This window comes from Desulfoluna spongiiphila (assembly GCF_900101345.1).
GTDB lineage: Bacteria > Desulfobacterota > Desulfobacteria > Desulfobacterales > Desulfolunaceae > Desulfoluna > Desulfoluna spongiiphila.
Genome location: NZ_FMUX01000003.1, coordinates 139,381 through 162,550 on the forward strand (window position 1 = coordinate 139,381; position 23,170 = coordinate 162,550).

The window sequence follows — 23,170 nt, forward strand, 5'->3', positions numbered from 1 at the left end:
TTTTTTTACGCGATCAGTTCCTCTCCCAGGCGAAGAAGCTCTTCCTCTCCCCCGCGACGCTTCACCGCCTTCATGTACGCCCGGACCAGCCCCGGCGTTTTAAACGGGTCCACCTGGATGTCTGCATCCAGGTACGGCTGAACCTGATGGGCCGCCCCCACGAACAGCACCCCGGCCTCCCCTTCTTCAAGGGTCGTGTTGATCTGGTGCGCCATGAACCGGTCCCGCTTTTTCAGCAACCGCCCCTTCTGGAGCCGGGAGACCCCCAGGCGGTAAAGCTTCTGCCAGAGGGACCGGGCGCGCACCAGGCCCATGGTGAGTTCGTACTCCCGCCGGATCAACACGAGGTCCTCGGTTTTGCGTATCTCCGCACCGCCAGCCATAAGGCGGGCGATGCACTGAAAGTTGGGGCTCCCCTTTGCGGCCAGCTCCCGGACAACGGCGTCGCCGATGGCACCGGCCTCCACCATGCCATCCTGATATATCTTCAGGCTGGTGGCATCCATGGCCCCCAGGCGGTGTCCCACCCCCTGCCAGAAGGCCGCCACCACCTCTTCATGCCGGGCGAGCCGCGCCGGGCCGTAAAGCTTTTCACGCATGAGCCGGATCTTTTCTGCCGCAGCCCCCAGGTCGGGGTCGGAATGAATCATGGGAATCAGCATCAGGGTTCTCATGGCCCCCCCCTGCCTGCACTCTCCAGGCTCTGAATCGTCACCCACTGGCTGCCGTCCCCTTTGACAAAGGAGACCGGATCGTCCCCGCACAGGGTGAGGAGCAGCCGGTAGGATTTGCTGATGGACTCAAACCGGCTCCTGTCCCCTTCGCCCCCGGGACGGCTGTCCGGGTGACACCCCCGGACCATAAGCCGATAGGCCTCCCGGATATCCGAGACGGTGGCTTGTTCCGGAAGGTCCAGGCATTTCCGGGCGCAGTCCACCTCGTCAAAATCGATCTGTTGCACCGAGAGGGTATAAAAGCTGTTGCAGGGCAGGGGCCCGATGAGCCGGAAGGTCACCCGGTCTTCGAACCGCCGGTCCAGGGCCTCAAGGGCTCCTTCAAACCGGGTCGTCTCCCCCTCTTCCAGAAGGGCGGCAAGGCTCACGATGACGGCTTCATCCCGGATTTCAAGGGATTTCAACGCCACCGAGACACCTTGAAGGCCCTCGACGATGGCCTCGGCAAGGCCCTTTCGTTTCTGTTCCAGCCCCGCCTTCACCATCTTGCCCAGGGTGATCCGTGCCTTCTGCCGGGCTGCCTGGGACGCCAGCACCACCTCGCGCCGGAAATGGGAGATGGCCTCTTCCGTACCGATCTCCCTTAGCTCCCGTTCAAAATCGCTGAACCGGGCCACCACATCCAGCTCCGTTTTGCCGCGGGTTTTTTCAAAGGCCTCAAGGATCCGGGCCTCTCCTCGTGCCAGAAGGGCCTCAGCCGCCCCGGCATGCCCGACCAGGGTGCCGAACTTCACCGGGACCACAGGCCCCAGGGCCATCATCCCCTCCAGGGCCCTCTGATGCTGGGCCACGTACCTCAAAAGGGTCTGCTGGGGCATCCGGGTAAAATCCTGGGCCCCCACCTCACTCACCGCAACGGACAGGCCCCGGACGCTCTTCAGGATGATCTCCCGATTGTCCAGCCCGAAGGGCCCCACCCGGAGGGGGACCGAAGGCCGCATAAACCCGTAAAGGTAGAGTCCGTTACCGTCCATCCCCCTGATCCCTCCGCCGTGTTTCAACGGCCTGTTCGAAATGCGCCCTGGTAATCACAAACCGGTCCGGCGGGTTGTCCCCCGCCTTGATAAACGCCCTGATGGCATCCATGGCCGCGGCGTTGCAGATAAACTCGATGTCCGCCCCCACCATCCCTTCGGTGGCCGACACCAGCATGTCGAAGTCGATGCCTTCGGCAAGGGGCTTTCCTTTGGTGTGCACCCCAAAAATCGCCCGCCGGGCCGCCTCGTCCGGCGGGGGCAGCTCCAGATGAAAATCAAACCGGCCGGAGCGCAGCAGGGCCGCATCGATGAGGTCCAGGCGGTTGGTGGCCGCCAGTACCACGATGCCCTTGAGCTCTTCGATACCGTCCATCTCCGTTAAAAACTGGCTGATCACGCGATCGGTCACCGCCGAGGCCCCTTGCATGCCCCGCCGCGGGACCAGGCTGTCAATTTCATCCACAAACACAATGCACGGGGAGGCGAGCCGGGCCTTGCGAAAGATCTCCCGCACCCCCTTTTCGCTGTCCCCCACCCATTTGGAGAGGAGCTCCGGCCCCTTGACCGAGATGAAATTGACCCCGGACTCCGAGGCCACGGCCTTGGCCAGAAGGGTCTTGCCCGTTCCCGGAGGCCCGTAGAGCAGGATGCCCCGGGCAGGGGAGGTGTTTGCCTTTTCGAACAGCGAGGCGTAGGTCAGGGGCCACTCAATGGTCTCTTTGAGAAGGGATTTTACCGCGTCCAGGCCCCCCACATCCCCCCAGGTCACGTTGGGCACCTCGGTGAACACCTCACGGATCGCCGAGGGCTCGATGCCTTTCATGGCTTCCGTAAAATCATCCATGGTCACCTGCAGGTTGAGCAGGGTGTCCATGGGAATCTCCTCCAGCTCAAAATCGATGCGGGGAAAAATGTTGCGCAGGGAGGCCATGGCCGCCTCCCGGCACAAAGCCTCCAGGTCGGCGCCCACGTAGCCGTGGGTTATTTCCGACACCTTTTTCAGGTCCACGTCGCCAGCCAGGGGCATCCCCTGGGTGTAGATGGTGAGGATCTCCAGGCGGCCGTTGCGGTCCGGAATGCTGATCTCGATCTCCCGGTCGAACCGGCCGGGACGCCGCAGGGCCGGGTCGATGACATTGGGAATGTTGGTGGCCCCGATGACCATCACCTGGCCCCGGGAAGAGAGGCCGTCCATGAGGGTCAGCAGCTGGGCCACCACCCTTTTCTCCACCTGCTTTTCCCCGCCCATCTCCTCGCGCTTGGGGGCAATGGCGTCGATCTCATCCAGAAAGATGATGCTGGGGGCATGGGCCGAGGCTTCGTCAAAAATGCGCCTCAGGTTGGCCTCGCTCTCCCCGTAGAGTTTGTTCATGATCTCCGGCCCGCTCAGGTGGCTGAAAAAAGCGTCCGTCTCATTGGCCACGGCCCGGGCAATCATGGTCTTCCCGCAGCCGGGGGGGCCGTGCAGGAGCACCCCCTTGGGAGGGTCGATGCCCAACCGGTCAAAGACCTGGGGGTATTTCAAGGGTAGCTCGATCATCTCCCGAATCCTGCGGATCTCCTTGCCTAAACCGCCCACATCTTCGTAGGAGATCCGGGCCGATTTGACCTCCCCTTTCTCCCGGGGTTCCTGGATGACCACCGCCGTCTCGGGGCGGATGATCACCACCCCGTCGGGTTTGGTGCCCGTCACCTGGAAATCCCGGGTCTGGGCGCCGAACAGCTTGGCCCGCACCGTGTCCCCCGTCACCAGGGGGATGCCTTCCAGCAGGCTGCCGATGTACGTGGAGTCGTAGGAACGCAAGGGGGTCAGGGGACTCACCGTGAGCTTTTGTGCGGGCTTGCACGCGCAGGGCAAGATGCTGACCTTCTCATCCAGACCCACCTGGGCGTTGTCCCGCGCGATGCCGTCCAGGCACACCCATCCCTGGCCGCGGTCCTCCATAAAGGCCGGCATCACCTTGGCCACGGTCTTGCGTTTCCCCTTGATCTCAACAATATCGCCCACCTCCACGCCGATGCCGGTGAAATCCGCAGGGTCAAACCGCACAATGCCGCGGCCCACGTCTTTGGATTCCGCCTCCTTTACCTTCAGGGTCAGGCTTGTCTTGTCCATAGGACCTCTTAGGTCATGGTTAGGGTAATTTCCAGAATCCCGTTTTTGTACGTCCAGCTCATCTGCCCTTCCTCAGCCGGTTTCGACAGCAGGACTTCCTTGTGGTACTCCCGGTTCTTGCTCTCCGCATGGATCGTCAGGATGTCGTCGCTCAAGGACACCGTGATCTCCTCGGACCCCACCCCGGGCATCTCCACCACCACCCGGACCTTATCCTCCTCCTCAAAAAGATCCGCAATGGGCTCCCGGACTTCCTCCACAACGGGGCCCTTGGGGCTTTTCTTGATGTTGCCGAAGGACTGAACAACGGGACTGCCGTCCTGCAGGGTCCGCACGTTGATGCCGTAAACCCCTCGAATGTCCTTGAGCCCCTTGATCTTATCCAGGCTGCTCAGGTCAAATTCCCCCGATCGTTTCAGCCCCTCGCCGGTCTCGGCCAGCTTGGCGGCGGCGTCGATGAGGTTCCCCAGGCCTTTCAAGAGCCCTCCGAAACCAAAATCCCCGTGGCCATGCATCTCCCTGTCGGATCTGTTCTTGTCGCTCATTGCCTACCCCCGTGCCTTGCTGATAATGCCTGATGGCCACGGTGTCCGGCACAGCCCGGACGGCCATCACGCTTTGATTTCAATCGTGACGAAATGAAAGGGGGGCGCCGGCCCCACATAGGCAAACGCATAGCGCCCCTCATACTTGTCGGCCAGCTCCTCCACCACATAGTCAAACTCCCGTTCCCGGGTCCGATCGATGAGGCAGGCCAGGTTGCACACCATGGGATCTGTCTGGGGCTCCTTGGCTTTCACCTCCACGGATATGCGCCGCAGCCGGTTTAAAAGAGACCAGCCCTCATCGGCTTTCTTGACTGCCAGCGCCTTTTCCACGGCCTTGCCCAGCGCCCCTTTGACCTGCGTGTCGCCCCTTGCCTCCCCCAGCTTTTTTTTTAAGGCCATTACGTCCGCATCGCTCCGGTCGATCTCCTGGAACACCTCCGGCATCTCTTTCCAGTACGCCTTGACCCCCATCTCGATTTTGTTGTCCATGTCCCTGAGCAGCCCTTTGAACTCTGCGTAGCGCTTCCGCAAAAGGGTCCGGATCTCTTCGGTGCTTTCGGCAATGGTGCAGAAACGAACCGGCAGGATGGTGTACTCTGTCATCACCGTTTCGATCACCGTCTCATGGTGGGTCAGGTTCTCCCGGCTGATCACATAGCGGGTCATGGGGGTGTTGCTGATCACCGCGCTGATGTCCTTGAACCCGATGGTCGAAACGATGTCCTCCCGGCCTCCGATGCCCGTGGCCCCGAAATTCCGTCCGTCGTTCTCTCCGATGATGCAGTACACATACTTTCCTTCCTGTCTCATGCCTCACCCCGTCTCCATCGCCGGTTGCCCTCCGTGTCGCCCGCGCCTTCAGTACCCCAAGGGTATGGTCCGAATTCCTGTCTCGCCCCCCGGAGCGGCCGGTTCGTCGGACATCTGGTCCATCTCCTCTTCCACCCCGTCCCTCATCTCAAGGATCTTGGCATCCAGGCAGGACAATTCGGCCTCGATTTCATGGATGCGCCGCAGCAGGTTGGCCCGCTCCTGGCGCAACCGGCTCCGGTGTTTGTCCAGGATAAACATCTCCAGGTAACTCGATTGAACCGGCCGGAACTTTGCTGCGATGTTGTGTTTGATGGGGGTCCGCATGTTTCCGTAGCCGCGCCGGTAGATGTCCTTTCCATGCCGATGTTTAGCCATCATCGTCTCCCGTTGCCCTTGGCCTTGGGTTTGCCTTTGGCCTTGCCGTTGCAGTGATGGTCGATGAGTTTAAAGAGCTCTTTGGTCACTTTCTCTTTGGTGGCCCGGCTTCCGATGCGGGTGGTCTCCGAGGAGAGAATGTCCACGCAGATCTGGCGAAATGCCGAGTCGTTCTTGTCCACCGAGGCCCCCAGGACCCTGGCGGTCTTGGCGATCATCTGGCACCCCCTGATGGTGGGGGCAAACTCAAACACCTCCGAATCCCTCAGGCCCCGCACGATCCCCACGATTTTCTTCGAGTCCTCGTAGGAGACCCCCGAGCGGGAGTGCACGATCCCCACCTCGGTCTCCTCATCAAAATAGTCGAGGTCCAGGGTCACCATGCGATCCCTCAAGGCATCCTGGCTGCGATGGACCCCGGCGTACTCTTCGGGGTTGCTGGTAAAAATTGCCGTAAAATCCGGGTGCACCTTGACGTAGTTGCTGTCCCCGTTGCCCGTGGTGGGGATATCGAGCATCCGCTCCTGGAGTACGGAGAGCAGCACATTGTTGGCTTCGGGGCGGGAGCGGGTGAACTCGTCGTAGATCAGGGTGAACCCGTACTTGCAGGCCACGGTGAGGCGGTTGTCCACCCACTGCTTGCTCATGTTCTCCTCGGTTTTCAGCACCGAATGGATAAAATTGTCTCGGACCTTGCTGATGCTGTACCCGTTTTCACTGCCGATGAGGTTTGAGGTGGAGAACTCCTCGTCCCCGTGGATGAGGATCAGGGGGCGTCCCAGCTTGGCGGCGATGTGGATGGCCAGGGTGGTCTTCCCGGTGCCGGAGATGCCCCTCAGGTGCACGGGAAACCCCGCGTTGATGTAGCCCATGGCCCGGGCCGCAACATCTTTGACGTACTCTGTCTCCACAAAATCGGACATGGAGCGGGGTTCAAGGACGGTGGTGGGGTGGGCTATGGACATGGGACTCTCCTTTGCACAGGCACCATCTCATGGGGATGACGATGGCGTATAAAGTGGGTTCTCGGGGCTCGCCGCCAAAACACATGCCGGGATGGTTATTCGGAAAAATAGAGGGCACCTTTCTTGCAGATCATGCCGGTGTCCTGAAGGTCACGCATGATGGGTATGAGCATCCGCCACTGCGCGATCCCCAGGATCTCAGCCACCTGGGTCATCTTCAGGCCATCCGGGTGCCCCTTCAAGGTCCCTGCGATCTCGGCCTTGAGCCTGGACACGTCCCCCGAATCGCCCTGGGCGGCGGCAGGGGAAGCGCCCGCCCCGTCTGCCTGGGTGCCTGTCTCCTGCCGGGCGGTTCCCCCCTGGGAGGGGGGCGTCGAATGGCGCTCAAGGACGGAGGTGATTTTCGCCAGCACCCCCTGCCAGGCGGCGGCCATCTCCTGATGCTCTGTCCGCACCGTGTCCAAAAAATCCTGCACCCCTGCCTTTCGATCCTCTTCAAAGGCCCTCATGCCGGACTTGCGGGCACTCTCCATGGCCGCGCGGGTTTTGTTGAGCCCGCCTATAAAGGACCGGATCTCCCCGCGCATGACGGCGACATCGCCCCGCCGGGTCTCCACCTCTTCGACGCGATTATCCATGGCCTCCCGGGCCTGGGAGCCAAAGGTCGCTGAAAACTCAGCCAACTCGGACTTCAGGCTCTCGCCCATGGCACGGTGGGCACTCTCCAGCCCTTCGAGAAAGCTGCGGGTCTCCGCCTCCATCTGCCTCATGTCTGCCCGGAGCGCCTCGATCTCTGCCATGCGCTGCCGGGTCTCCTCCATGGCTCCTTCCCGCCGCTTGTCGCCCTGTGACCCGAGATCCGTGGTAAACTGCTGCAGCCCCACCCGCAAGGTATGGCCCATTTCGGCGCGGTTTTCCGACAGGGACCCGATGAGCTCGGCCGTTCCCTTTTTGATCTCGGAAAAATCCCGCTGCATTTTCTCTTTAAGGAGACGCCGGTGTTCATACGCCTGTGCGATCTCCTCCCCCAACCGGTTGAAGTCCTGGGTTGTTGACATGGTGCACTCTCCATTTGCTACCGGTACAAAGGCTGCCGCAAAGGGCACCCTTTTCGTGTTTTGTTAAATACATCCGGCCGAGCCGGCACCCGCCCCCGGCTCAACGCGGGGCTCCTCCCATCAACTGCTCAAGCGGGCCACCTGCTGCCACTGGCCCTGGACCCGGCTTCGCATCCGGTCAAAATCATCCAGAAAGGCAAAAAGGGTCTGGTTTGTCTCGCTCTGCTGGGCACTGATCGCCTTGAGCATGGTCTTCAAGTCCTTCACCTTCACCGCCTCCCCCTTGTCCAGGAGCGTTCGCAGGCCCATCTTCAGCTCCACCTGCTCCACCTGAAACCGCTTCAAAATGCCAATAACTTTCAACTCCCGCTCTTTCTGGCGGGTCAGGATCTCTTCGCGGATGAACTCAACCTCTTCAAGGGGGGTGGCGCATCCGTTGCAGATGATATGGCGAAGGCGGCTGATCACCGCCTCCTCTTCCAGGCGGAACTGGGTCAGGTGGCCTGCGGCCTCTGCCTCAATGCAATGGTGACGCTCCAGGACCTCTTCGACCATGGCGTCAAAGTCCTTGCGCCTCAGGCTCTGGGAGACCGCCAGGTTGGAACGGACCTCACCCACCATCTCGGACAAATCCGAGCGATACGTCACCAGCACCTCGTGGGCCTGGGACATCAAGGCACACACGGTGTTGACACGCCCTTCATAGGAATCGATGATGCTCTCAGCCAGTCGCCTTAACTCCTCACCGGTGCCCATGCGCCCACCCTTTTTCACCCAATGTTCTCGTATTCAAAAACCGTCAACAAATCGGACAATAGCCGAGGTGGAGAAGCCAGTCCGCGGGGTATTGTCGGATTGATTGACGGTTTTTTTGATGGTCCCGGTAAGCGCCGGGGGCGCTGCCGAGCGGTTCGGTCATGGTCTGTGACATGGCGATGTCACCTTCGCGATCTCCCATGGACTCGATACGGCCCCATCATCTCCATCCACACCCCGAGATTTCAGATATGCTTAAAGTGCGCGTCATGACCAAAGGGGCGGCAACCGCACCGTTGGTGACCCTAAGGATACCTGCCAATCTCACTTCCGCGTTGATGTTAGGCTGTTGTGGTTGCCGTAGCCGTCAGACCAACGGCTTCGGCATACTTAAGATAGGTGTCCACACCGGCAAGAACCACCCGGGCCTCCACCGCCAACAGTTCGATGCCCACCAGGGAAACCCTGGCCCAGGCATCCACGACCACACCCTTGTCAAGGATCCGGTCCACAACTTCCACAAGGCTTGAAGATGCATTGGTTTTTTCGACTGCCATGGTTACACTCCTTTGTCCTAAGGGTAATAAATGATGCGGTCTCAACTCCACCAAACCGCCTGACCTGCCTTGGGGCAGCAGGAGCCGTCTTTCGGCCTCCCTTACCGCCCCGCTATCCAGGCCCCAACCCCGTGGCGGGCCGGACCCTGAAATCCATTATTCGTCGTGGTATGCTACAGGGCATGGAACACATGGGGTCTCATGCCTGGTTTACCGCTTCGGTGTTCATGCCCCGCTGGCCCTTGAGGGCCATGCGGCACTTGCCGATGAGCACATGCATGTCAAAGGGTTTTTCAAGGAAAGCAAAGGCGCCTTTGTCCATGAACCCCTCTTTGACCTCCCGGGTCCCAAACCCGGAGATGGCAATCACGGGCCGGGTGTAGCCCCTCTCCCGGAGGCGCCGGAACACGCTCAACCCGCTCATGTCCGGAAGGCGATAATTCAAAATGACCAGCTCGGTCTCGGGATGACGGCCCCACTCCTCAAGGGCCTCGCCGCCGCTCAGGGCCGCTTCCACATGAAACCCTGCGGCATCGAGGATGTTGGCGACCACCCAGAGCAACTCATCTGAGTCTTCAACAAGCAATATCATGGGAGATTTTTCATTCATTTTTCATGGCTGTCATTTTATTTTTAATAAATTTTTGTTCAAATTTTGGGATTTATTGATAGAAATAATGCAACTTACGTACCACTCGCCGCAAACATTAAAAAACAAACAAATACAGGATGATAAGTCAATCGCATCCCACAGGCGGCAGGGCACCCGTACCCCACCCCGGCCCCGTCTGTTTCCCGCCAGGCCGCAGGGTCTCCCGGGGTTTCGGAAAGACCACGGGGCCAGACCCACTGTTTCCGGGCCCCCCGCAGCCCGGGGAAATCCCGGGCACAACCGTGGCATCGGTGTCTCTACTGGGGCATTGGTGCCATAATCTCCAAGGGGACCATGGATGCCGGTGAGAATTTGTTGAAAGGGAGTTAAGGAAAGCTGATGAAAGGGTGATGCATTGAGATCAGAATACGGTGAAAACAGAAACGCCGGCGGGAAGCCCTGCCCCGGTAAAACGGATACCGGCATGGTTTCAGGCCCGTATCGGGCGCACCCGCCTGGGGTGCAGGTTAATGCGTTCGCCCGAGGCCATAGGCCTTCAGCTTGCGGTACAGGGTCTTGTAATCAATCTTTAACCGCCGGGCAGCTTCCCGCTTGTTGCCCCGGCTCTGCTTCAGGGTTTCCCGGATAATCTGCCTCTCCCACAGGCCCGAGACATGCTTGATGGCTTCGGTGAGGGACCGCCCCCCCAAATCCGCCGCAGGAGCGGGAAAGGAGGCCGGGGCCATCACCTCGTGTTCGGCATGGAGGGCCAGGCATCCCGGTTCAATGAACTGCCCTTCGCATATCAACGAGGCCTGGCGCACAATGTTTTTCAATTCGCGAACGTTTCCGGGCCAGTCATGGGAAAGCAGGGCCTCCATGGCCCCATCGGAAAACCCCATGACGTTTTGCCCGTAGGGTCGTTTGCGATTCCTGTTGAAAAACCGTTTCGCAAGGTAGGGGATGTCCTCTTTGCGCTCACGCAGGGCGGGGACCCGGATGTAAAACTCCTTCAGCCGGTAATACAGGTCCGAGCGAAACCTCTCGGTGTGGCGGTCCTGATCCAGGGCCTGGTTCGTGGCCGCGACGATCCGTATCCGCACGGGCAGGGCCCGTTTCGCCCCAAGCCGCTGGACGCAGCGTTCCTGGACCGTTCGCAGGAGTTTCTGCTGGGCCCCGTAAGGAAGGCAGCCCACCTCATCTAAGAACAGGGTGCCGTCCTGGGCCAACTCGAAAAACCCCGGTTTGTTCTCCTGGGCTCCGGTAAAGGCCCCCTTCATGTACCCGAAGAGCTCGCTTTCGATGAGGGTCTCGGGGATGGCCCCGCAGTTGACCGCCACAAAAGGGCCCTTTTTCACCGGGCTCAGGGCATGGATGGTCTGGGCCACCAGCTCCTTGCCCACCCCGCTCTCCCCTTCGATGAGCACCGTCAAATCGCTGGCCGCCACCTTCTCCACCTTCCACGCCAGGATCTGCACGGCATGGCTCCGGCCCATTTTTTCAAACAAGGGGTTCTCCCCCGCGCAGGGCCCGTCACCGGGCAGCCCCCTGTCCAGGAAATCCGAATTCTGAAGGGCCTCCTCAATCAGAAAAAGCAGGTCGTTGTTGTTGACCGGCTTGGTCACGTAGTCGCACACCCCGATCTTCATGGCCCGGACCGCAGTTTTCACCTCGGAGTAGGCCGTCACCATGATGATGGGAAGGGAAGGGTACTGCCGATAGAGGCACTCGGCCACGGCGATGCCGTCCCGACCGGGCATCCGCTGGTCCAGGAGCACCAGGTCCGCCATGTCGTCGTTTAAAAGCTTGAGGGCATCATCCCCGTTGGGGGCCTGCCTCACGTCGTAGCGAGCCAGGGAGAGCACATTGGAGATGGCCCAGCGAAAATCCTGGTCATCGTCCACCACCATGATCTTTTTCTGCATCGCCTCTGTCGAGTTGTTCATCCAGCCTCCCAATCCCCGTCCGGCCCATCCCCGTTGCGGCTTGCAATGGGCAGCAAAATGGACATGTCGGTGCCGTTTCGTCTGCCTCCGGTGATGCGTATCTGCCCGCCATGCTGTTTGATGATGGCATGGGAGATGCTCAGCCCCAGCCCCGTGCCGTTGTCTTTGGTGGTAAAAAACGGATCAAACACCTGCTCCCGGTACTCTTCGGGGATCCCCGGCCCGTTGTCGATGATGTTGACCTCCACCATCTCGGCCTTTTTCACGTGCCGCGTGGTCAGGGTCACCCGCCCATGCGTTGAGACGGCCTGGAAAGCATTTAAGGTGATGTTTAAAAAAACCTGTTCCAGCTTTTCACGGTCCCCGACGATCCTCGGCAGGTTGGGGTCTGCCTTGAGGCAGGTCTGGATACTCCCCTGGCTCGCCTCCAGCCGGGCCATCTTCACCACATGGCCCAGGATCGCGTTGAGGCTCAAGCGCTTCCAGTCCAGATTGGACGGCTTGGCAAAGGAGAGCAGCTCCTCGATGAGCCGGCTCGCCTTCTGGCTGTTGCGATAAATCACTTGGAGGTTCTCCGCCAGGGGACGCTCGATGGTGAGGTTCTCGATGCTGAACTGGGCACAGGAGCTGATGACCGCCAGGGGGTTTCGAAGTTCGTGGGCCAGTCCCGCCGAAAGGTGGCCCAGGGCCAGAAGCTTCAGGGACTGTCGCTTGAACTCTTCGCTCCGGCTTTTTTCGGTGAGGGCCACGCAGGCCCCCATCACCCCCAGCCCCCGCCGACCCGCCGGCTCAAAAAGACTGATGGCCGCCTTCACGGGAAACACCGTGCCGTTTTTCTTTACCGCCGTCATCTCCCGGTCCCCCCCCTTCTCGCCCACCCTGCCGCGCCACTGGGCAAACCCTCCTTTAAGGAGAAAAAACCGTTCCACGCCACACCCCAGCACCTCGTGCCTGTCGTCGTACCCCCAGAGCTTCAGAAACGCAGGGTTGACCTCAAACACCATGCCCTTGGCGTCGGCGAAAAACACCGCGTTGATGGAATTCGCAAGGGCGTGCTCCTTCATCCTCAAGGCACCGGCCAACCGGTGGCATTCCAGCGATTTTTCTTTCAGTATGTCTCGTTGATACGCTCTTTTCATGGCAAGCCCGTTCGTCCTTAATGGGTGCAGGGGCATCCCCCAGGGCCTTGCAGAAGCCCGTACCCATGGAGTCGGTCCTGGATTTCTGCTCTGCATCGTCCGATGAATGCCAGTGGCTGCACGCTTGTTCATGGGGATGTGTGGTCCGGTCCGGACCTGTGAACACAGCCCATTGCATAAGGCGGGTGGTATTTTTCGTATTGGTGTGAGAAACTCGAACAGGTAACAAGAGATCAGGGTAGGCGCGGTTTGTCATGCTCAAGAGCCATGGGACGAATGCCATCATCACACCGTCAATAAAAAACCGCTGTAAATCGCTTTACCTTACATCGAAAACAGTTATAATGTCAATGATTTATACAAAAGACCAGCAGACTATTTCCTGCACCACGGGCCACCGAACACCGGTCCCGGCCTTTTCCCGGACCACCCTTGACAGAATTCGCACCCGCGATCTATAGAAGAGCATCACAACAAAAACAGGCAGCAGGACCCAAGGCACTGGAAAGGTTCGGCCCCCATGCAAGCTATGGGGAGTGCCCGATACCTGGAAAACCCGACCATACCGCCCGATTGGCTCCCCGGGCCCCGTGGGAAGCCGTCACCAATCCGAGACGTTATCATGAAGCATTTGTTCCTCACCCTTCTTACCGTCGCGCTCCTCGTCGCTCCGGCACCGGCCCGGGCCAAAAGCGCCGTTTCCCCCCGACCGTCCGGTGAGGCGGTGGCCCAAAAAGATACGGGAAACCGCCACTTCGAGGCGGGGCAGTACATGGAGGCCATCGCCAGTTACACCAAAGCCATCAAAGCCTCCCCCGATTATTTTGAGGCGTATTACAACCGCGGGCTCACCTGGCACAACCTGAAGCTCTTCTACAAGGCCATCGTGGACTTCGACCGTGCCCTGGAGCTTCGTCCCAACGATCCGGATATTCTCTATTTCCGCGGACTCGCCTACGAAAAAACCGGCCAGTTCGGCCTTGCCCTTGCCGACATCAAACGCGCAGCGGCCAAGAACAACCGGCTGGCCAAAGAACACCTGAAGGATGGAGAACTCAAAGGAAAAGCCGGTAAAGCAGCAAAAAAAGACAAAGCCATCCAGAGCCTTGCCGACGATGGCTCTGGGGACGGAATGGCACGGACCACCCGGACCACTTTGACACACAACGCCTATGGGGGAAAAACCACCACCACCGTCTTCTCCAAGGGCGACCGCCTCTACGACGGCCCGGAGGGCATCTTCAAGCAGCTCAACCACTACAACGACGCCGGGACCCTGAGGCGAAGCGACACCTTCCATCACGCCCTGTTCAGTGCAAAAAACAACCGGAACAAAACCATCACCCACTTCAACGCCCAAGGGACTTACACCCTCATGGAGTACCACCTCACAGGCCGGAACCTGGGCAAGGTGGAACTCTTCTATTACGGAGAGAAGGGCTCTCTCATCAAGTCAGAAACCGTCAGCTTGAGCCGGTACCAGAAGATGGACCTCAACACCCCCTGATCCCTCTCCCCAAAAAAACAAAAAAGCCCGATCCACACATACGCGTGGATCGGGCTTTTTTTTGGCGGCAACCGGTCAGCTAAGCAGAGCTTCCGGGGTCATCTTCTTGCGGCGAGCCCCGCATCGATCTCTTCGGCCACCTTTGCGGCGGCGGCCACGGGGTCGGCGGCGTCCCGGATGGGGCGTCCGATGACGAGGTAATCCGACCCGCCGGCAATGGCTTCAGCAGGGGTCATCACGCGCTTCTGGTCATCTGCGCCCATGCCCTCCCAGGCCGGGCGGATTCCCGGGGTCACGGCGTAAAAGCCGTCCCCTGCCGCATCGCGGATCACGGAGGCCTCATGGCCGGAACAGACCACACCGGCGCACCCGCAGGTGTGGGCCATCACCGCCCGCTTGATCACCAGCTGCTTCATGTCCTCGGCATACTGGGGGAGAAACCCGGATTTGCGGATGTCATCGGCCCCGACGCTGGTGAGCACCGTCACCCCTAAGATCCCCACCTTGCCTGCGCCTCCGGCCACCGCCCCTTTGAGCATGGCCTCGGACTCCCCGCAGTGAACCGTGAGAAAACGCACGCCGAGGTCGGCCACACGGGCCACGGCCCGTTCCACCGTCACGGGGATATCATGGAGTTTCAGGTCAAGGAAGATGTCTGCGTTGCCTGCCCTGCGCACCTTGTCAACGATGGACGGCCCGCACTCAAGGAATAGCTCCAGCCCGATTTTAAACAGACCTACCTTGCCGGAAAGCAGGGTGGCGTACGCCAACGCCTCCTTCTCTGTGGGAAGATCCAGAGGAAAGATAATACGATCGTAGGAACCCAAAGGCGCCTCCTTACATGTTTTTTGATTGCGGTCATTAGGAACGGAACAGACCCTGGGGATATTCATGGTCACAGGGGGTATACCCCATTTCTCCCATGGGATAAAGCATCAAAATTGTTCTGCATCACCCCCCCCAGGTTCCCCTGCCGGTGTCGGGCTTGACGCGCTGCACCATAGCCCTTCGAAAACAATGAAAAAACAGTTAGTTTAACGCCTTTTGGGTTGCAATACCCCAAGCAAAGTGCTACCTCTTTTCACTTAACAGCGCTTGAAAAGCCGGGGAAGGGTGTTCTCCACGCTCCACGGTGAGCAACCACTCACCTTGCGTAACACCGTTGCGGTGTCCCCCCTCTCTGATCCCCGACCCGGTCCTTTGTCAAAGCGCATTCCGGTTGAACAGGCACCCGACGTGTCAAGGGCCCTTGTTCGCCACACATGGGAACGACCCCTTGCAAGAGAGTCTCTCCGTATGACCTATTACCAGAAATATCATGTTCCGGCAGGAACGTTCCAGGTAAACGCCCGAAAACCCCTCATTCTTCAAGCGTACCTCAACTCCTGTGTCGGTGTCGCCCTCTTCGATGCCGAAGCCGGCATCGGTGGCCTCTACCATATCCTCCTGCCCGAGCCCGTCTCCCACAAATCCGAGTACAACCGGGAAAAATACGCCGCCACCGGGCTGCCCCTTTTTCTTGGGCACCTTGTCCGTGAAGGGGCGGACATCTCACGGCTCCAGGCGGTCATCGCCGGCGGGGCCCTTGCGGGAAAGGTCAGCAACCAAGACATCCGCCTCGACATCGGCGGGCGCACCGCCGAGGTTGTCAAGGAGGTGCTGGGCAAGCACGGAATCCAGGTGGCCCTGTCGGAGACCGGCGGCTTTTTTACCTGCTGCCTCAACTTCAACCTGGAGACCTTTGACTACGAAGTGATCCCCGCTCTCTTGTCCGACGAGCAGGAGGTGGACGACACCACCCACGGGCGCATCTCCAAGCTGGACGATATCCAGCCCATTCCCCAGGTGGCCTTGAAAATCCTGCGTATGATCGACGAGGATGCCTACGACATCCACAACCTCTCCCAGGAGGTGAGAAAGGACCAGGTGATCAGCGCCCAGGTCCTTAAGTATTGCAACTCAGCCGTCTTCGGGGGGCAGGGAGGCATCGACTCCATCGACGATGCCCTGCTCATCATCGGCCAGACCTCCCTGGCCAAGATCGTCACGGCCATGGCGGTGAAAAAGCTGCTCAACAACAGCTACACGGGCTACTCCCTTGCCAAGGGGGGCCTGTATCACCACGCCATCGGCGTGGCCCTGGTGGCGGAGAAAATCGCCGCCTTAAGCGGCAAGGCCTCCCCCTTTGCCGCCTACTCGGCAGGCCTTATCCACGACCTGGGCAAGGTGGTGCTGGACCAGTTTGTCTCCGGAGCGCGCCCCTTCTTCTACCGGGAGATCATGGGGGAAAACGACCTGGTGGAGACGGAAAACCGGCTCCTGAAAACCAACCACACCAAGGCCGGGCTCAAGCTGGCCCAGAAGTGGGACCTGCCCGCCTCCATCACCAACACCATCCGCTACCACCACACCCCGGACGATGCCGAGTCCCACCGCGAGCTGGTGACCATCATCTCCGTGTCCAACTCCCTGTTCCACATGTTCAGCGCCAGCCCCAGCCTGCACAAGGTCGACATGAACTCCCTGTCGCGAAGGCTCGAGGTCCTGGGCATGTCCATTTCGGACTTCCCCGCCATTGTGGACGCCATCCCCCACCAGGTGCTCTCCGGAAGCCCGGAACTGGCCATCACCTGAGCCGCCCTCCGGGGCACCGTCCCACCGGGGAAAAGCATTTGCCGAGGCAGACCTTTTGAGATACAAAGAAGGGGTTTGACAAAAGACTGTGGAACCAGCCCCGGCCCTTGCGGGCTCTTTTTAGCCCCGTCCCCGTAAGCAGGGTTCGGGCAGCCGCAACATGCCGCACCCCTTATATATTTTTTAGGTAGCGAAAAATGGAATTACGGGACACTCAGAAACAGCTGCTTCGCGCCCTGCCGGGTGTGGATACCCTCCTTGACGCCCTCACGGCAGAGATTCCTGAAGAGACGGTCCCCCGAAGCGTCCTCACGGCCTCGGCCCGGGAAGCCCTGGAGGCCACGCGCCGAGCCATCTTCACCGGGACACATCCCACCGTGGACCTGGCCTCGGTACTCACCCTGGCCCACGACCTCATCCACCGCAAAATGCGCCCCAACCTCACCCGGGTCATCAACGGCACCGGCGTGGTGGTCCACACCAACCTCGGCCGATCCCTTCTGGCCGAGGAGGCCCTTGACCGCATCCGGGCCGTGGGAGACCGCTACTCCAACCTCGAATTCAACTTGGCCACCGGCAAACGGGGCCTGCGCTATTCTGCCGTGGAGGAGCTGATCTGCGAGATCAGCGGGGCAGAGGCGGCCATGGTGGTGAACAACAACGCAGGGGCGGTGCTTCTCTGCCTGGACACCTTGGTCAACGGCAAAGAGGCCGTGGTCTCCCGGGGGGAGCTGGTGGAGATCGGGGGGGCCTTCCGCATCCCCGACGTCATGGCCAAAAGCGGGGGCATATTAAAAGAGGTGGGCACCACCAACCGGACCCACCTGAGGGACTACGAACAGGCCGTAACCGATGAGACCGGCCTCTTTCTCAAGGTCCACACCAGCAACTACAGCATCGTGGGCTTTACCTCGGCGGTCTCCGTGGCCGAACTGGTCACCCTGGGCAAAGAGCGGGGCATCCCCGTCATGGACGACCTGGGCAGCGGCACCTTCGTTGACTTCGGTGACTACGGCCTGCCCAGCGAGCCCACGGTCCAGCAATCGGTGAAGGCCGGGGCCGACATCGTCACCTTCAGCGGGGACAAACTCCTGGGAGGCCCCCAGGCCGGGGTCATCGTGGGCAGCAAAACACACATCGACGCCATCCGGAAAAACCCGCTGACCCGGGCCCTGCGCATCGACAAGCTCACCCTGGCCGCCCTGGAGGCCACCTTGCGCCTCTACCGGGACGAAGCCGAGGCCGTGGCCAAGATCCCCACCCTGCGCATGATTACCATGGACCGGGAAGAGACGGTGGCACGGGCCACCGCCCTCATGGATGCCCTGGCAACGCTTCCCGTCACCACCGAAGCCCTGGCCCTTTCGTCCCGCCCCGGCGGAGGCTCCCTGCCCCTTCTGGAGCTTCCCTCCTGCTGCGTGGGGATCACCGTCCCCGGCATGGGGGCCAGCGCCCTTGAAAAGACCTTGCGAGCAAACGATCCGCCCGTCATCGGCCGCATCGAAAACGAGACCTATATCCTCGACCCACGAACCCTGCAGGAGGGAGACATCTCCCTGATTGCCGACGCCCTTGAGACCCTTGTGGAGGCCCGCCCATGATCGACATCATCAACGACACCCTTCAAGCGAGTATCGACACCAAAAAGTCGGCCATCGCCGAAAACGACCAGCGCCTGGTCAAGTCCGCCCGCCTCATGGCCGAAAGCCTCACCGCCGGGGGAAAAATCCTTCTCTTCGGCAACGGAGGGAGCGCCGCCGATGCCCAGCACATCGCCGCCGAGTTCGTCAACCGGTTCCAGACCGAGCGGGTGCCCCTGGCCTCCATCGCCCTGACCACGGATTCTTCCATCATCACCAGCATCGGCAACGATTACAGCTTTGAAGAGATCTTCTCCAAGCAGGTGACGGCCCTGGGCCGGAAAAACGACGTGGCCGTAGGCATCAGCACCAGCGGCAACTCCCCCAACGTGGTCAAGGCCCTGAAGGCCGCCGAAAAGGTGGGTATGCACACCGTGGCCTTTACCGGCAAGGGGGGCCAGGCCGCCGACATGGCGGAGATCGCCCTCACTGTCCCCGTGGGAGTCACCGCGCGCATCCAGGAGAGTCATATCCTCATGGGTCACATCCTCTGTGACCTGGTGGACCGGATTCTCTTTCCCGAGAATTTTTAACGACAGCGTTTGCCATCCTGCCCCAGGGTGCTTATTGTGTGTCGTACCCGAAAAGCCCTGAACATGAAAGACAGGCCCTCCGATGCATCGGAACGCCCTGCCCGAGGGGCCATAACCCGAAAGAACCCGAAAAACCATGAGGTGATACCATGCCCATTTTTGAATACAAATGCGGTGCGTGCAGCCACGAGTTCGAGTACCTCGTCATGGGAGGGAAAGATCCGGAGAGCTGCCCCAAATGCGGAGACAAAAACGTCTCCAAACAGATGTCCCGCTGCGGATTCGTCAGCAAGGGAGCCGGAGGTGAAATCTCCTCCTCATCGGCTTCCGGCTCGTCCTGTACCGGCTGCTCAGCCACAAGTTGTGCGGGGTGCGGCTCCTGATGGAAAATAAAATCGTCATCGGTACCCGGGGGAGCCAGCTGGCCCTCTGGCAGGCCAACTGGGTAAAATCTGAACTGGAAAGACTCCACGCCGGGGTCACCTGTGAGCTCCTCGTCATCAAGACCAAAGGAGACAAGATCCTGGACGTGCCCCTGGCCAAGGTGGGGGGCAAGGGTCTTTTTGTCAAAGAGATCGAAGAGGCCCTGTTGGACGGCCGCATCGACCTGGCCGTTCACAGCATGAAGGACATGCCCGCAGACCTCCCCGAAGGACTCAAGATCGGTGCCATTCCCGAACGCCAAGACCCCAGGGATGCCCTCATCTCCAAAAACGGCCTCACCTTTGAGGCGCTGCCCAAGGGCGCCCGCGTGGGCACCAGCAGCCTGCGGCGTTCGGCCCAGCTCCTGGCCAAACGCCCCGACCTTCAGATCGAAACCCTGCGCGGCAACATCGACACCCGCCTGAAAAAAGTCACGGAAGGGGACCTGGACGCCATCATTCTGGCGGCCGCCGGCCTCAAGCGATTAGGGCTCGGCGAGCACATCACCGAGTGCCTGGCACCGGAGCTCATGCTCCCCGCCGTGGGCCAGGGCGCCCTGTGCATCGAGTCCCGTGAAAAGGACGACCGCATCGACGCGGCCCTTGCCCCCTTGAACCACCTTCCCACCCGGGTCACGGTCCTTGCCGAGCGAGCCTTTTTAAACACCCTTGAAGGAAGCTGCCAGATCCCCGTGGGCGCCTTTGCCGAAACCGACGGCAAGGCCATCACCATCCGCGGCCTCGTGGCCGAAGTGGACGGCTCCCGCATCCTCATGGAAAAAGAGACCGGCGAAAACGGCCAGAACGAAGCCCTGGGCATCACCGTGGCAGAACGCCTCAAAGAGGCCGGTGCAGCAGAGATCCTTGCAAGACTCCTGGAGAATCAAGCATGAGCAACACATACGGAACAGTCTATCTGGTGGGCGCCGGTCCCGGAGACCCCGGCCTGATCACGGTCAAGGGCAGGGAGTGCATCGAAAAAGCCGACGTCCTGGTCTACGACTACCTGGCCGCCCCCTCCCACCTGGCCCACGCAAAAAAAGGGGCCGAGATCATCTACGTGGGTAAAAAGGGCGGGGACCACACCCTGAGCCAGGACGGCATCAACGCCCTTCTGGTGGAAAAAGCCAAAACAGGGGCCACGGTCACCCGACTCAAAGGGGGCGACCCCTTTATCTTCGGGCGCGGCGGCGAAGAGGCCGAAGTCCTCATCGCAGAGGGCATCGACTGGGAAGTGATCCCCGGCGTCACCTCCGCCATTGCGGCCCCGGCCTACGCGGGCATTCCCCTGACCCACCGAAAGTTCACCGCCACCCTCTCCCTGGTCACCGGCCATGAAGACCCGGAAAAAGAGAACTCCAACATCGACTGGGACGCCATCTCCAAATCGGGCACCATTGTCTTTTTCATGGGCGTGCGCAACCTGCCCAACATCGTGGAAAAGCTCAGCGCCTGCGGAAAACCCGCCGATACCCCCGTGGCCCTGGTTCGGTGGGGCACCACCACCCGCCAGGAGACCGTTGCCGGTACCCTGTCCACCATCGTGGAAGAGGTCAGGAAAGCCAACCTCAAATCCCCCAGCATCATCGTGGTGGGCGAGGTGGTCTCCCTTCGAGACACCATGAAGTGGTTCGAAAACCGCCCCCTCTTCGGCAAGCGCGTGGTGGTCACCCGTGCCCGCAAACAGGCCAGCGGCCTCACCAGCCGCCTCATGGCGCTGGGTGCCGAATGCCTGGAGGCCCCGGCCATTGAAATCCAGCCCATCACGGACTCGGCAGCCGTGGACGATGCCCTGACCACCCTCACGGCCTACGACTGGATCGTCTTCACCAGCGTCAACGGGGTCATTACCTTTTTTGACGAGCTCTTCAACAAAGGCCTGGACGCCCGTGCCCTGGGCGGCCTCAAGACCGCCTGCATCGGCCCCTCCACTGCTGCCGAGCTCAAAAAATACGGCATCGGCACCGATGTCCTTCCGGACAGCTACGTGGCCGAGTCCGTGGTGGACGCCTTCAAAGACCAGGAGATCCAGGGCGCAAAGATCCTGCTCCCCAGGGCCGAAGAAGCCCGGCCCGTGATCCCCGTGGAGCTCACCAAGATGGGCGCCACGGTCAACGAAGTGGCCGTCTACCGCACCACCATGGATACCACCTCCACCGAAAAAGTGGCCGAAGCCCTCACCAACAAAGAGGTGGACATGGTGACCTTCACCAGCTCCTCCACGGTGAAGAACTTCGTCTCCATGATCCCGAACGGCGACCTCTCCCTCATGGAAAACGTCACCGTGGCCTGCATCGGCCCCGTCACCGAAGAGACCGCCAAAGAGCTGGGCCTCACCCCCCACCTCGTGGCCGACACCTTCACCATCGACGGCCTCGTGGACACCATCGTCGGAGCTGCCGAATAAAAGAAAGCCTCCGGCGGCGAGGTGAGCCACCTCGAAAGCTGATTACAGCGGCGCTGCGCCCCCGTTCCCCGGGGCGCAGCGCCAAAAAACGTGCCTCCGGCGGCAAGGTGTGCCACCTTGAAAGCTGGTTACGGATGCACTTTGCCCCTCGTACCTCGGGCCAAATCACATCCGTATTTGTGCCGGCAAAAACTTAAAATATGGCTTTAAGACCTGTTTGTTAAACTTTTCAAAAGCTTAGCCCCCGGCAGGGCCGCCGGAGGCGCTTTCGTTAGTATGATCTGAATAGTTACAAAGTTTTTTTAAGACCTCCCACCCCCTTGCCACCTGAATTATTCCTGCTACAATCAATTTCTGGATTTGCCATACACAACGCCGTGGCCGCCTCTATGTGCAGCCTTCGGCCATGACCCCATAAAGGCCCATTGCCATGACACAAACACTCACCGACAGCTATAACCGAACCATCGACTACCTGCGGATTTCCGTCACGGACCGGTGTAACCTGCGGTGCAGTTACTGTGTCCCCCCCACCCCCTTTGCCCACATGAACCACACGGACATCCTCTCCTATGAAGAGCTGATTCGGCTTGTGCGGGTGGGGATCTCTTTAGGCATTCGAAAGGTGCGGCTGACGGGAGGGGAACCCTTTGCCCGCAAAGGGCTCATCGGGTTTATCCGGGAGCTGTCCGCCCTGGAGGGGCTTGAGGACCTGGCGGTCACCACCAACGGGACACTCATTGCAGATGAAATGAAAAACTTAAAGGAGGCCGGGCTCACACGCATCAACATCAGCCTGGACAGCCTGAGGCCCGAACGCTTTGCCAAAATCACCGGCAAAGATCTCTTTGCCGAGGTCAAACGTACCATCGAAGGTGCCCTTAAAACCGGTCTGAACCCGGTCAAGATCAACACCGTGCTCCTGGACGGAATCAACGGCGACGAGCTGGAAGACTTCGCCCGCCTCACCTTTGACCACCCTGTGCATATCCGGTTCATCGAGTACATGCCCATCGGCGAAGGCTCCGGGCCTGCCCACAGCGAGCTCCTTGCCCCGGCCATCACCCGGCGCCTGGAAGCCCTGGGCCCCCTCACCCCTGTCCACAGAAGCGCCCACGACGGCCCTGCACAGCGGTTTAAAATCAAAGGCGCCAAGGGGGAAATCGGCCTCATCAGCCCCATGACCAACCACTTCTGCGCCACCTGCAACCGCCTGCGCTTAACCGCCGACGGCCACCTGCGCCCCTGTCTTCTCTCCGATGCCAAGGTCAACCTCATGGACGCCGTCAGGGGGTCCGCCGACGATGCAACCCTTGCCACCCTCTTCCGCCATGCCGCCGGCATCAAGGGAAAACGCCACGACCTCACCGGCCATGCCGTCCACGACATGATGTCGTCCATCGGGGGATAAGCGAGCACGACCCGCGACCCTAACCGCGGCGTCTTCGGAA

At 60.5% G+C, this 23,170-nt stretch carries 22 protein-coding genes; 8 read left to right on the plus strand and 14 right to left on the minus strand.

Annotated elements, in window-relative coordinates:
• Positions 1-5: 5 nt before the first annotated feature.
• The 13 genes from BLQ12_RS05905 to BLQ12_RS05965 all read right to left on the minus strand — a co-directional run bounded on the left by BLQ12_RS05905 (position 6) and on the right by BLQ12_RS05965 (position 12,576).
• Positions 6-674: a hypothetical protein gene (locus BLQ12_RS05905; RefSeq protein WP_092209236.1), complete on the minus strand. Its 669-nt coding sequence runs from the start codon at positions 672-674 to the stop codon at positions 6-8.
• Positions 671-1,708: a GvpL/GvpF family gas vesicle protein gene (locus tag BLQ12_RS05910; protein ID WP_092209238.1), complete on the minus strand. Its 1,038-nt coding sequence runs from the start codon at positions 1,706-1,708 to the stop codon at positions 671-673. Before BLQ12_RS05910 ends, BLQ12_RS05905 begins: the two co-directional genes overlap by 4 nt.
• Positions 1,698-3,827: a CDC48 family AAA ATPase gene (locus BLQ12_RS05915; protein WP_092209240.1), complete on the minus strand. Its 2,130-nt coding sequence runs from the start codon at positions 3,825-3,827 to the stop codon at positions 1,698-1,700. Before BLQ12_RS05915 ends, BLQ12_RS05910 begins: the two co-directional genes overlap by 11 nt.
• Positions 3,828-3,835: 8 nt before the next feature.
• Positions 3,836-4,372, minus strand: a complete 537-nt coding sequence (locus tag BLQ12_RS05920; protein WP_092209242.1) for an Hsp20/alpha crystallin family protein — start codon at positions 4,370-4,372, stop codon at positions 3,836-3,838.
• Positions 4,373-4,438: 66 nt separating this feature from the next.
• Positions 4,439-5,185: a GvpL/GvpF family gas vesicle protein gene (locus BLQ12_RS05925; RefSeq protein ID WP_092209244.1), complete on the minus strand. Its 747-nt coding sequence runs from the start codon at positions 5,183-5,185 to the stop codon at positions 4,439-4,441.
• 48 nt (positions 5,186-5,233) lie between these two features.
• On the minus strand, positions 5,234-5,566 hold the full coding sequence (locus tag BLQ12_RS05930; RefSeq protein ID WP_139163872.1) for a hypothetical protein: 333 nt from the start codon (positions 5,564-5,566) through the stop codon (positions 5,234-5,236).
• A complete protein-coding gene (gvpN, locus tag BLQ12_RS05935; protein ID WP_092209248.1) occupies positions 5,563-6,528 on the minus strand; it encodes a gas vesicle protein GvpN in 966 nt (321 codons plus the stop codon). Before gvpN ends, BLQ12_RS05930 begins: the two co-directional genes overlap by 4 nt.
• A 95-nt stretch (positions 6,529-6,623) precedes the next feature.
• On the minus strand, positions 6,624-7,586 hold the full coding sequence (locus BLQ12_RS05940) for a hypothetical protein (RefSeq protein ID WP_092209250.1): 963 nt from the start codon (positions 7,584-7,586) through the stop codon (positions 6,624-6,626).
• Positions 7,587-7,706: 120 nt separating this feature from the next.
• Positions 7,707-8,342 (minus strand): hypothetical protein, encoded by a 636-nt coding sequence (locus tag BLQ12_RS05945; RefSeq protein ID WP_092209252.1) that lies wholly within the window; start codon positions 8,340-8,342, stop codon positions 7,707-7,709.
• A gap of 341 nt (positions 8,343-8,683) precedes the next feature.
• A complete protein-coding gene (gvpA, locus tag BLQ12_RS05950; protein WP_092209254.1) occupies positions 8,684-8,899 on the minus strand; it encodes a gas vesicle structural protein GvpA in 216 nt (71 codons plus the stop codon).
• 199 nt (positions 8,900-9,098) lie between these two features.
• Positions 9,099-9,491 carry a response regulator gene (locus BLQ12_RS05955; RefSeq protein ID WP_175469532.1) on the minus strand — a complete coding sequence of 131 codons (393 nt, stop codon included), beginning with the start codon at positions 9,489-9,491 and terminating at the stop codon, positions 9,099-9,101.
• 527 nt (positions 9,492-10,018) lie between these two features.
• Positions 10,019-11,437: a sigma-54-dependent transcriptional regulator gene (locus BLQ12_RS05960; protein ID WP_092209258.1), complete on the minus strand. Its 1,419-nt coding sequence runs from the start codon at positions 11,435-11,437 to the stop codon at positions 10,019-10,021.
• Positions 11,434-12,576 (minus strand): two-component system sensor histidine kinase NtrB, encoded by a 1,143-nt coding sequence (locus tag BLQ12_RS05965; RefSeq protein ID WP_175469533.1) that lies wholly within the window; start codon positions 12,574-12,576, stop codon positions 11,434-11,436. Before BLQ12_RS05965 ends, BLQ12_RS05960 begins: the two co-directional genes overlap by 4 nt.
• Before the next feature lie 622 nt (positions 12,577-13,198).
• On the opposite strand from BLQ12_RS05965, the gene BLQ12_RS05970 reads away from it, so the two are divergent.
• Positions 13,199-14,083, plus strand: coding sequence for a tetratricopeptide repeat protein (locus tag BLQ12_RS05970; RefSeq protein WP_175469534.1), 885 nt, complete (start codon positions 13,199-13,201; stop codon positions 14,081-14,083).
• A gap of 98 nt (positions 14,084-14,181) precedes the next feature.
• Here the strand turns inward: BLQ12_RS05970 and pyrF are convergent, their stop codons facing one another.
• Complete coding sequence (gene pyrF, locus BLQ12_RS05975) at positions 14,182-14,910, minus strand: orotidine-5'-phosphate decarboxylase (RefSeq protein WP_226860037.1); 729 nt, start codon at positions 14,908-14,910, stop codon at positions 14,182-14,184.
• Between the two features lie 469 nt (positions 14,911-15,379).
• Between pyrF and BLQ12_RS05980 the strand changes: the two genes are divergently transcribed.
• From BLQ12_RS05980 to moaA, 7 genes are all read left to right on the plus strand, one after another.
• Entirely contained in the window at positions 15,380-16,717 is a 1,338-nt protein-coding gene (locus BLQ12_RS05980) for an HDOD domain-containing protein (RefSeq protein ID WP_092209264.1), read from the plus strand.
• Between the two features lie 197 nt (positions 16,718-16,914).
• Entirely contained in the window at positions 16,915-18,318 is a 1,404-nt protein-coding gene (gene selA / locus BLQ12_RS05985) for an L-seryl-tRNA(Sec) selenium transferase (protein WP_092209266.1), read from the plus strand.
• Entirely contained in the window at positions 18,315-18,890 is a 576-nt protein-coding gene (locus tag BLQ12_RS05990; RefSeq protein ID WP_092209268.1) for a D-sedoheptulose-7-phosphate isomerase, read from the plus strand. The genes selA and BLQ12_RS05990 overlap by 4 nt, the downstream gene beginning before the upstream one ends.
• Positions 18,891-19,039: 149 nt before the next feature.
• Positions 19,040-19,273, plus strand: a complete 234-nt coding sequence (locus tag BLQ12_RS05995; protein WP_092209270.1) for an FmdB family zinc ribbon protein — start codon at positions 19,040-19,042, stop codon at positions 19,271-19,273.
• Positions 19,273-20,205: a hydroxymethylbilane synthase gene (gene hemC / locus BLQ12_RS06000; protein ID WP_139163873.1), complete on the plus strand. Its 933-nt coding sequence runs from the start codon at positions 19,273-19,275 to the stop codon at positions 20,203-20,205. Before BLQ12_RS05995 ends, hemC begins: the two co-directional genes overlap by 1 nt.
• The gene (gene cobA, locus BLQ12_RS06005; protein ID WP_092209272.1) at positions 20,202-21,719 is read left to right on the plus strand and encodes a uroporphyrinogen-III C-methyltransferase; all 1,518 of its coding nucleotides are present in this window, start codon (positions 20,202-20,204) and stop codon (positions 21,717-21,719) included. Before hemC ends, cobA begins: the two co-directional genes overlap by 4 nt.
• A 430-nt stretch (positions 21,720-22,149) precedes the next feature.
• A complete protein-coding gene (gene moaA / locus BLQ12_RS06010) occupies positions 22,150-23,130 on the plus strand; it encodes a GTP 3',8-cyclase MoaA (RefSeq protein ID WP_092209274.1) in 981 nt (326 codons plus the stop codon).
• Positions 23,131-23,170 lie beyond the last annotated feature (40 nt).

What these genes read in the sequence shown, in the direction of transcription:
- BLQ12_RS05910 (WP_092209238.1), bottom strand. Translation starts at nt 1,708, where the DNA reads ATGGACGGTAACGGACTCTACCTTTACGGGTTTATGCGGCCTTCGGTC.
- BLQ12_RS05915 (WP_092209240.1), bottom strand. Translation starts at nt 3,827, where the DNA reads ATGGACAAGACAAGCCTGACCCTGAAGGTAAAGGAGGCGGAATCCAAA.
- gvpA (WP_092209254.1), bottom strand. Translation starts at nt 8,899, where the DNA reads ATGGCAGTCGAAAAAACCAATGCATCTTCAAGCCTTGTGGAAGTTGTG.
- cobA (WP_092209272.1), top strand. Translation starts at nt 20,202, where the DNA reads ATGAGCAACACATACGGAACAGTCTATCTGGTGGGCGCCGGTCCCGGA.
- hemC (WP_139163873.1), top strand. Translation starts at nt 19,273, where the DNA reads ATGGAAAATAAAATCGTCATCGGTACCCGGGGGAGCCAGCTGGCCCTC.
- BLQ12_RS05905 (WP_092209236.1), bottom strand. Translation starts at nt 674, where the DNA reads ATGAGAACCCTGATGCTGATTCCCATGATTCATTCCGACCCCGACCTG.
- BLQ12_RS05960 (WP_092209258.1), bottom strand. Translation starts at nt 11,437, where the DNA reads ATGAACAACTCGACAGAGGCGATGCAGAAAAAGATCATGGTGGTGGAC.
- BLQ12_RS05955 (WP_175469532.1), bottom strand. Translation starts at nt 9,491, where the DNA reads ATGATATTGCTTGTTGAAGACTCAGATGAGTTGCTCTGGGTGGTCGCC.
- BLQ12_RS05920 (WP_092209242.1), bottom strand. Translation starts at nt 4,372, where the DNA reads ATGAGCGACAAGAACAGATCCGACAGGGAGATGCATGGCCACGGGGAT.
- gvpN (WP_092209248.1), bottom strand. Translation starts at nt 6,528, where the DNA reads ATGTCCATAGCCCACCCCACCACCGTCCTTGAACCCCGCTCCATGTCC.
- selA (WP_092209266.1), top strand. Translation starts at nt 16,915, where the DNA reads ATGGAATTACGGGACACTCAGAAACAGCTGCTTCGCGCCCTGCCGGGT.
- BLQ12_RS05995 (WP_092209270.1), top strand. Translation starts at nt 19,040, where the DNA reads ATGCCCATTTTTGAATACAAATGCGGTGCGTGCAGCCACGAGTTCGAG.
- BLQ12_RS05925 (WP_092209244.1), bottom strand. Translation starts at nt 5,185, where the DNA reads ATGAGACAGGAAGGAAAGTATGTGTACTGCATCATCGGAGAGAACGAC.
- BLQ12_RS05930 (WP_139163872.1), bottom strand. Translation starts at nt 5,566, where the DNA reads ATGATGGCTAAACATCGGCATGGAAAGGACATCTACCGGCGCGGCTAC.
- BLQ12_RS05990 (WP_092209268.1), top strand. Translation starts at nt 18,315, where the DNA reads ATGATCGACATCATCAACGACACCCTTCAAGCGAGTATCGACACCAAA.
- moaA (WP_092209274.1), top strand. Translation starts at nt 22,150, where the DNA reads ATGACACAAACACTCACCGACAGCTATAACCGAACCATCGACTACCTG.
- BLQ12_RS05970 (WP_175469534.1), top strand. Translation starts at nt 13,199, where the DNA reads ATGAAGCATTTGTTCCTCACCCTTCTTACCGTCGCGCTCCTCGTCGCT.
- BLQ12_RS05965 (WP_175469533.1), bottom strand. Translation starts at nt 12,576, where the DNA reads ATGAAAAGAGCGTATCAACGAGACATACTGAAAGAAAAATCGCTGGAA.
- BLQ12_RS05945 (WP_092209252.1), bottom strand. Translation starts at nt 8,342, where the DNA reads ATGGGCACCGGTGAGGAGTTAAGGCGACTGGCTGAGAGCATCATCGAT.
- BLQ12_RS05980 (WP_092209264.1), top strand. Translation starts at nt 15,380, where the DNA reads ATGACCTATTACCAGAAATATCATGTTCCGGCAGGAACGTTCCAGGTA.
- BLQ12_RS05940 (WP_092209250.1), bottom strand. Translation starts at nt 7,586, where the DNA reads ATGTCAACAACCCAGGACTTCAACCGGTTGGGGGAGGAGATCGCACAG.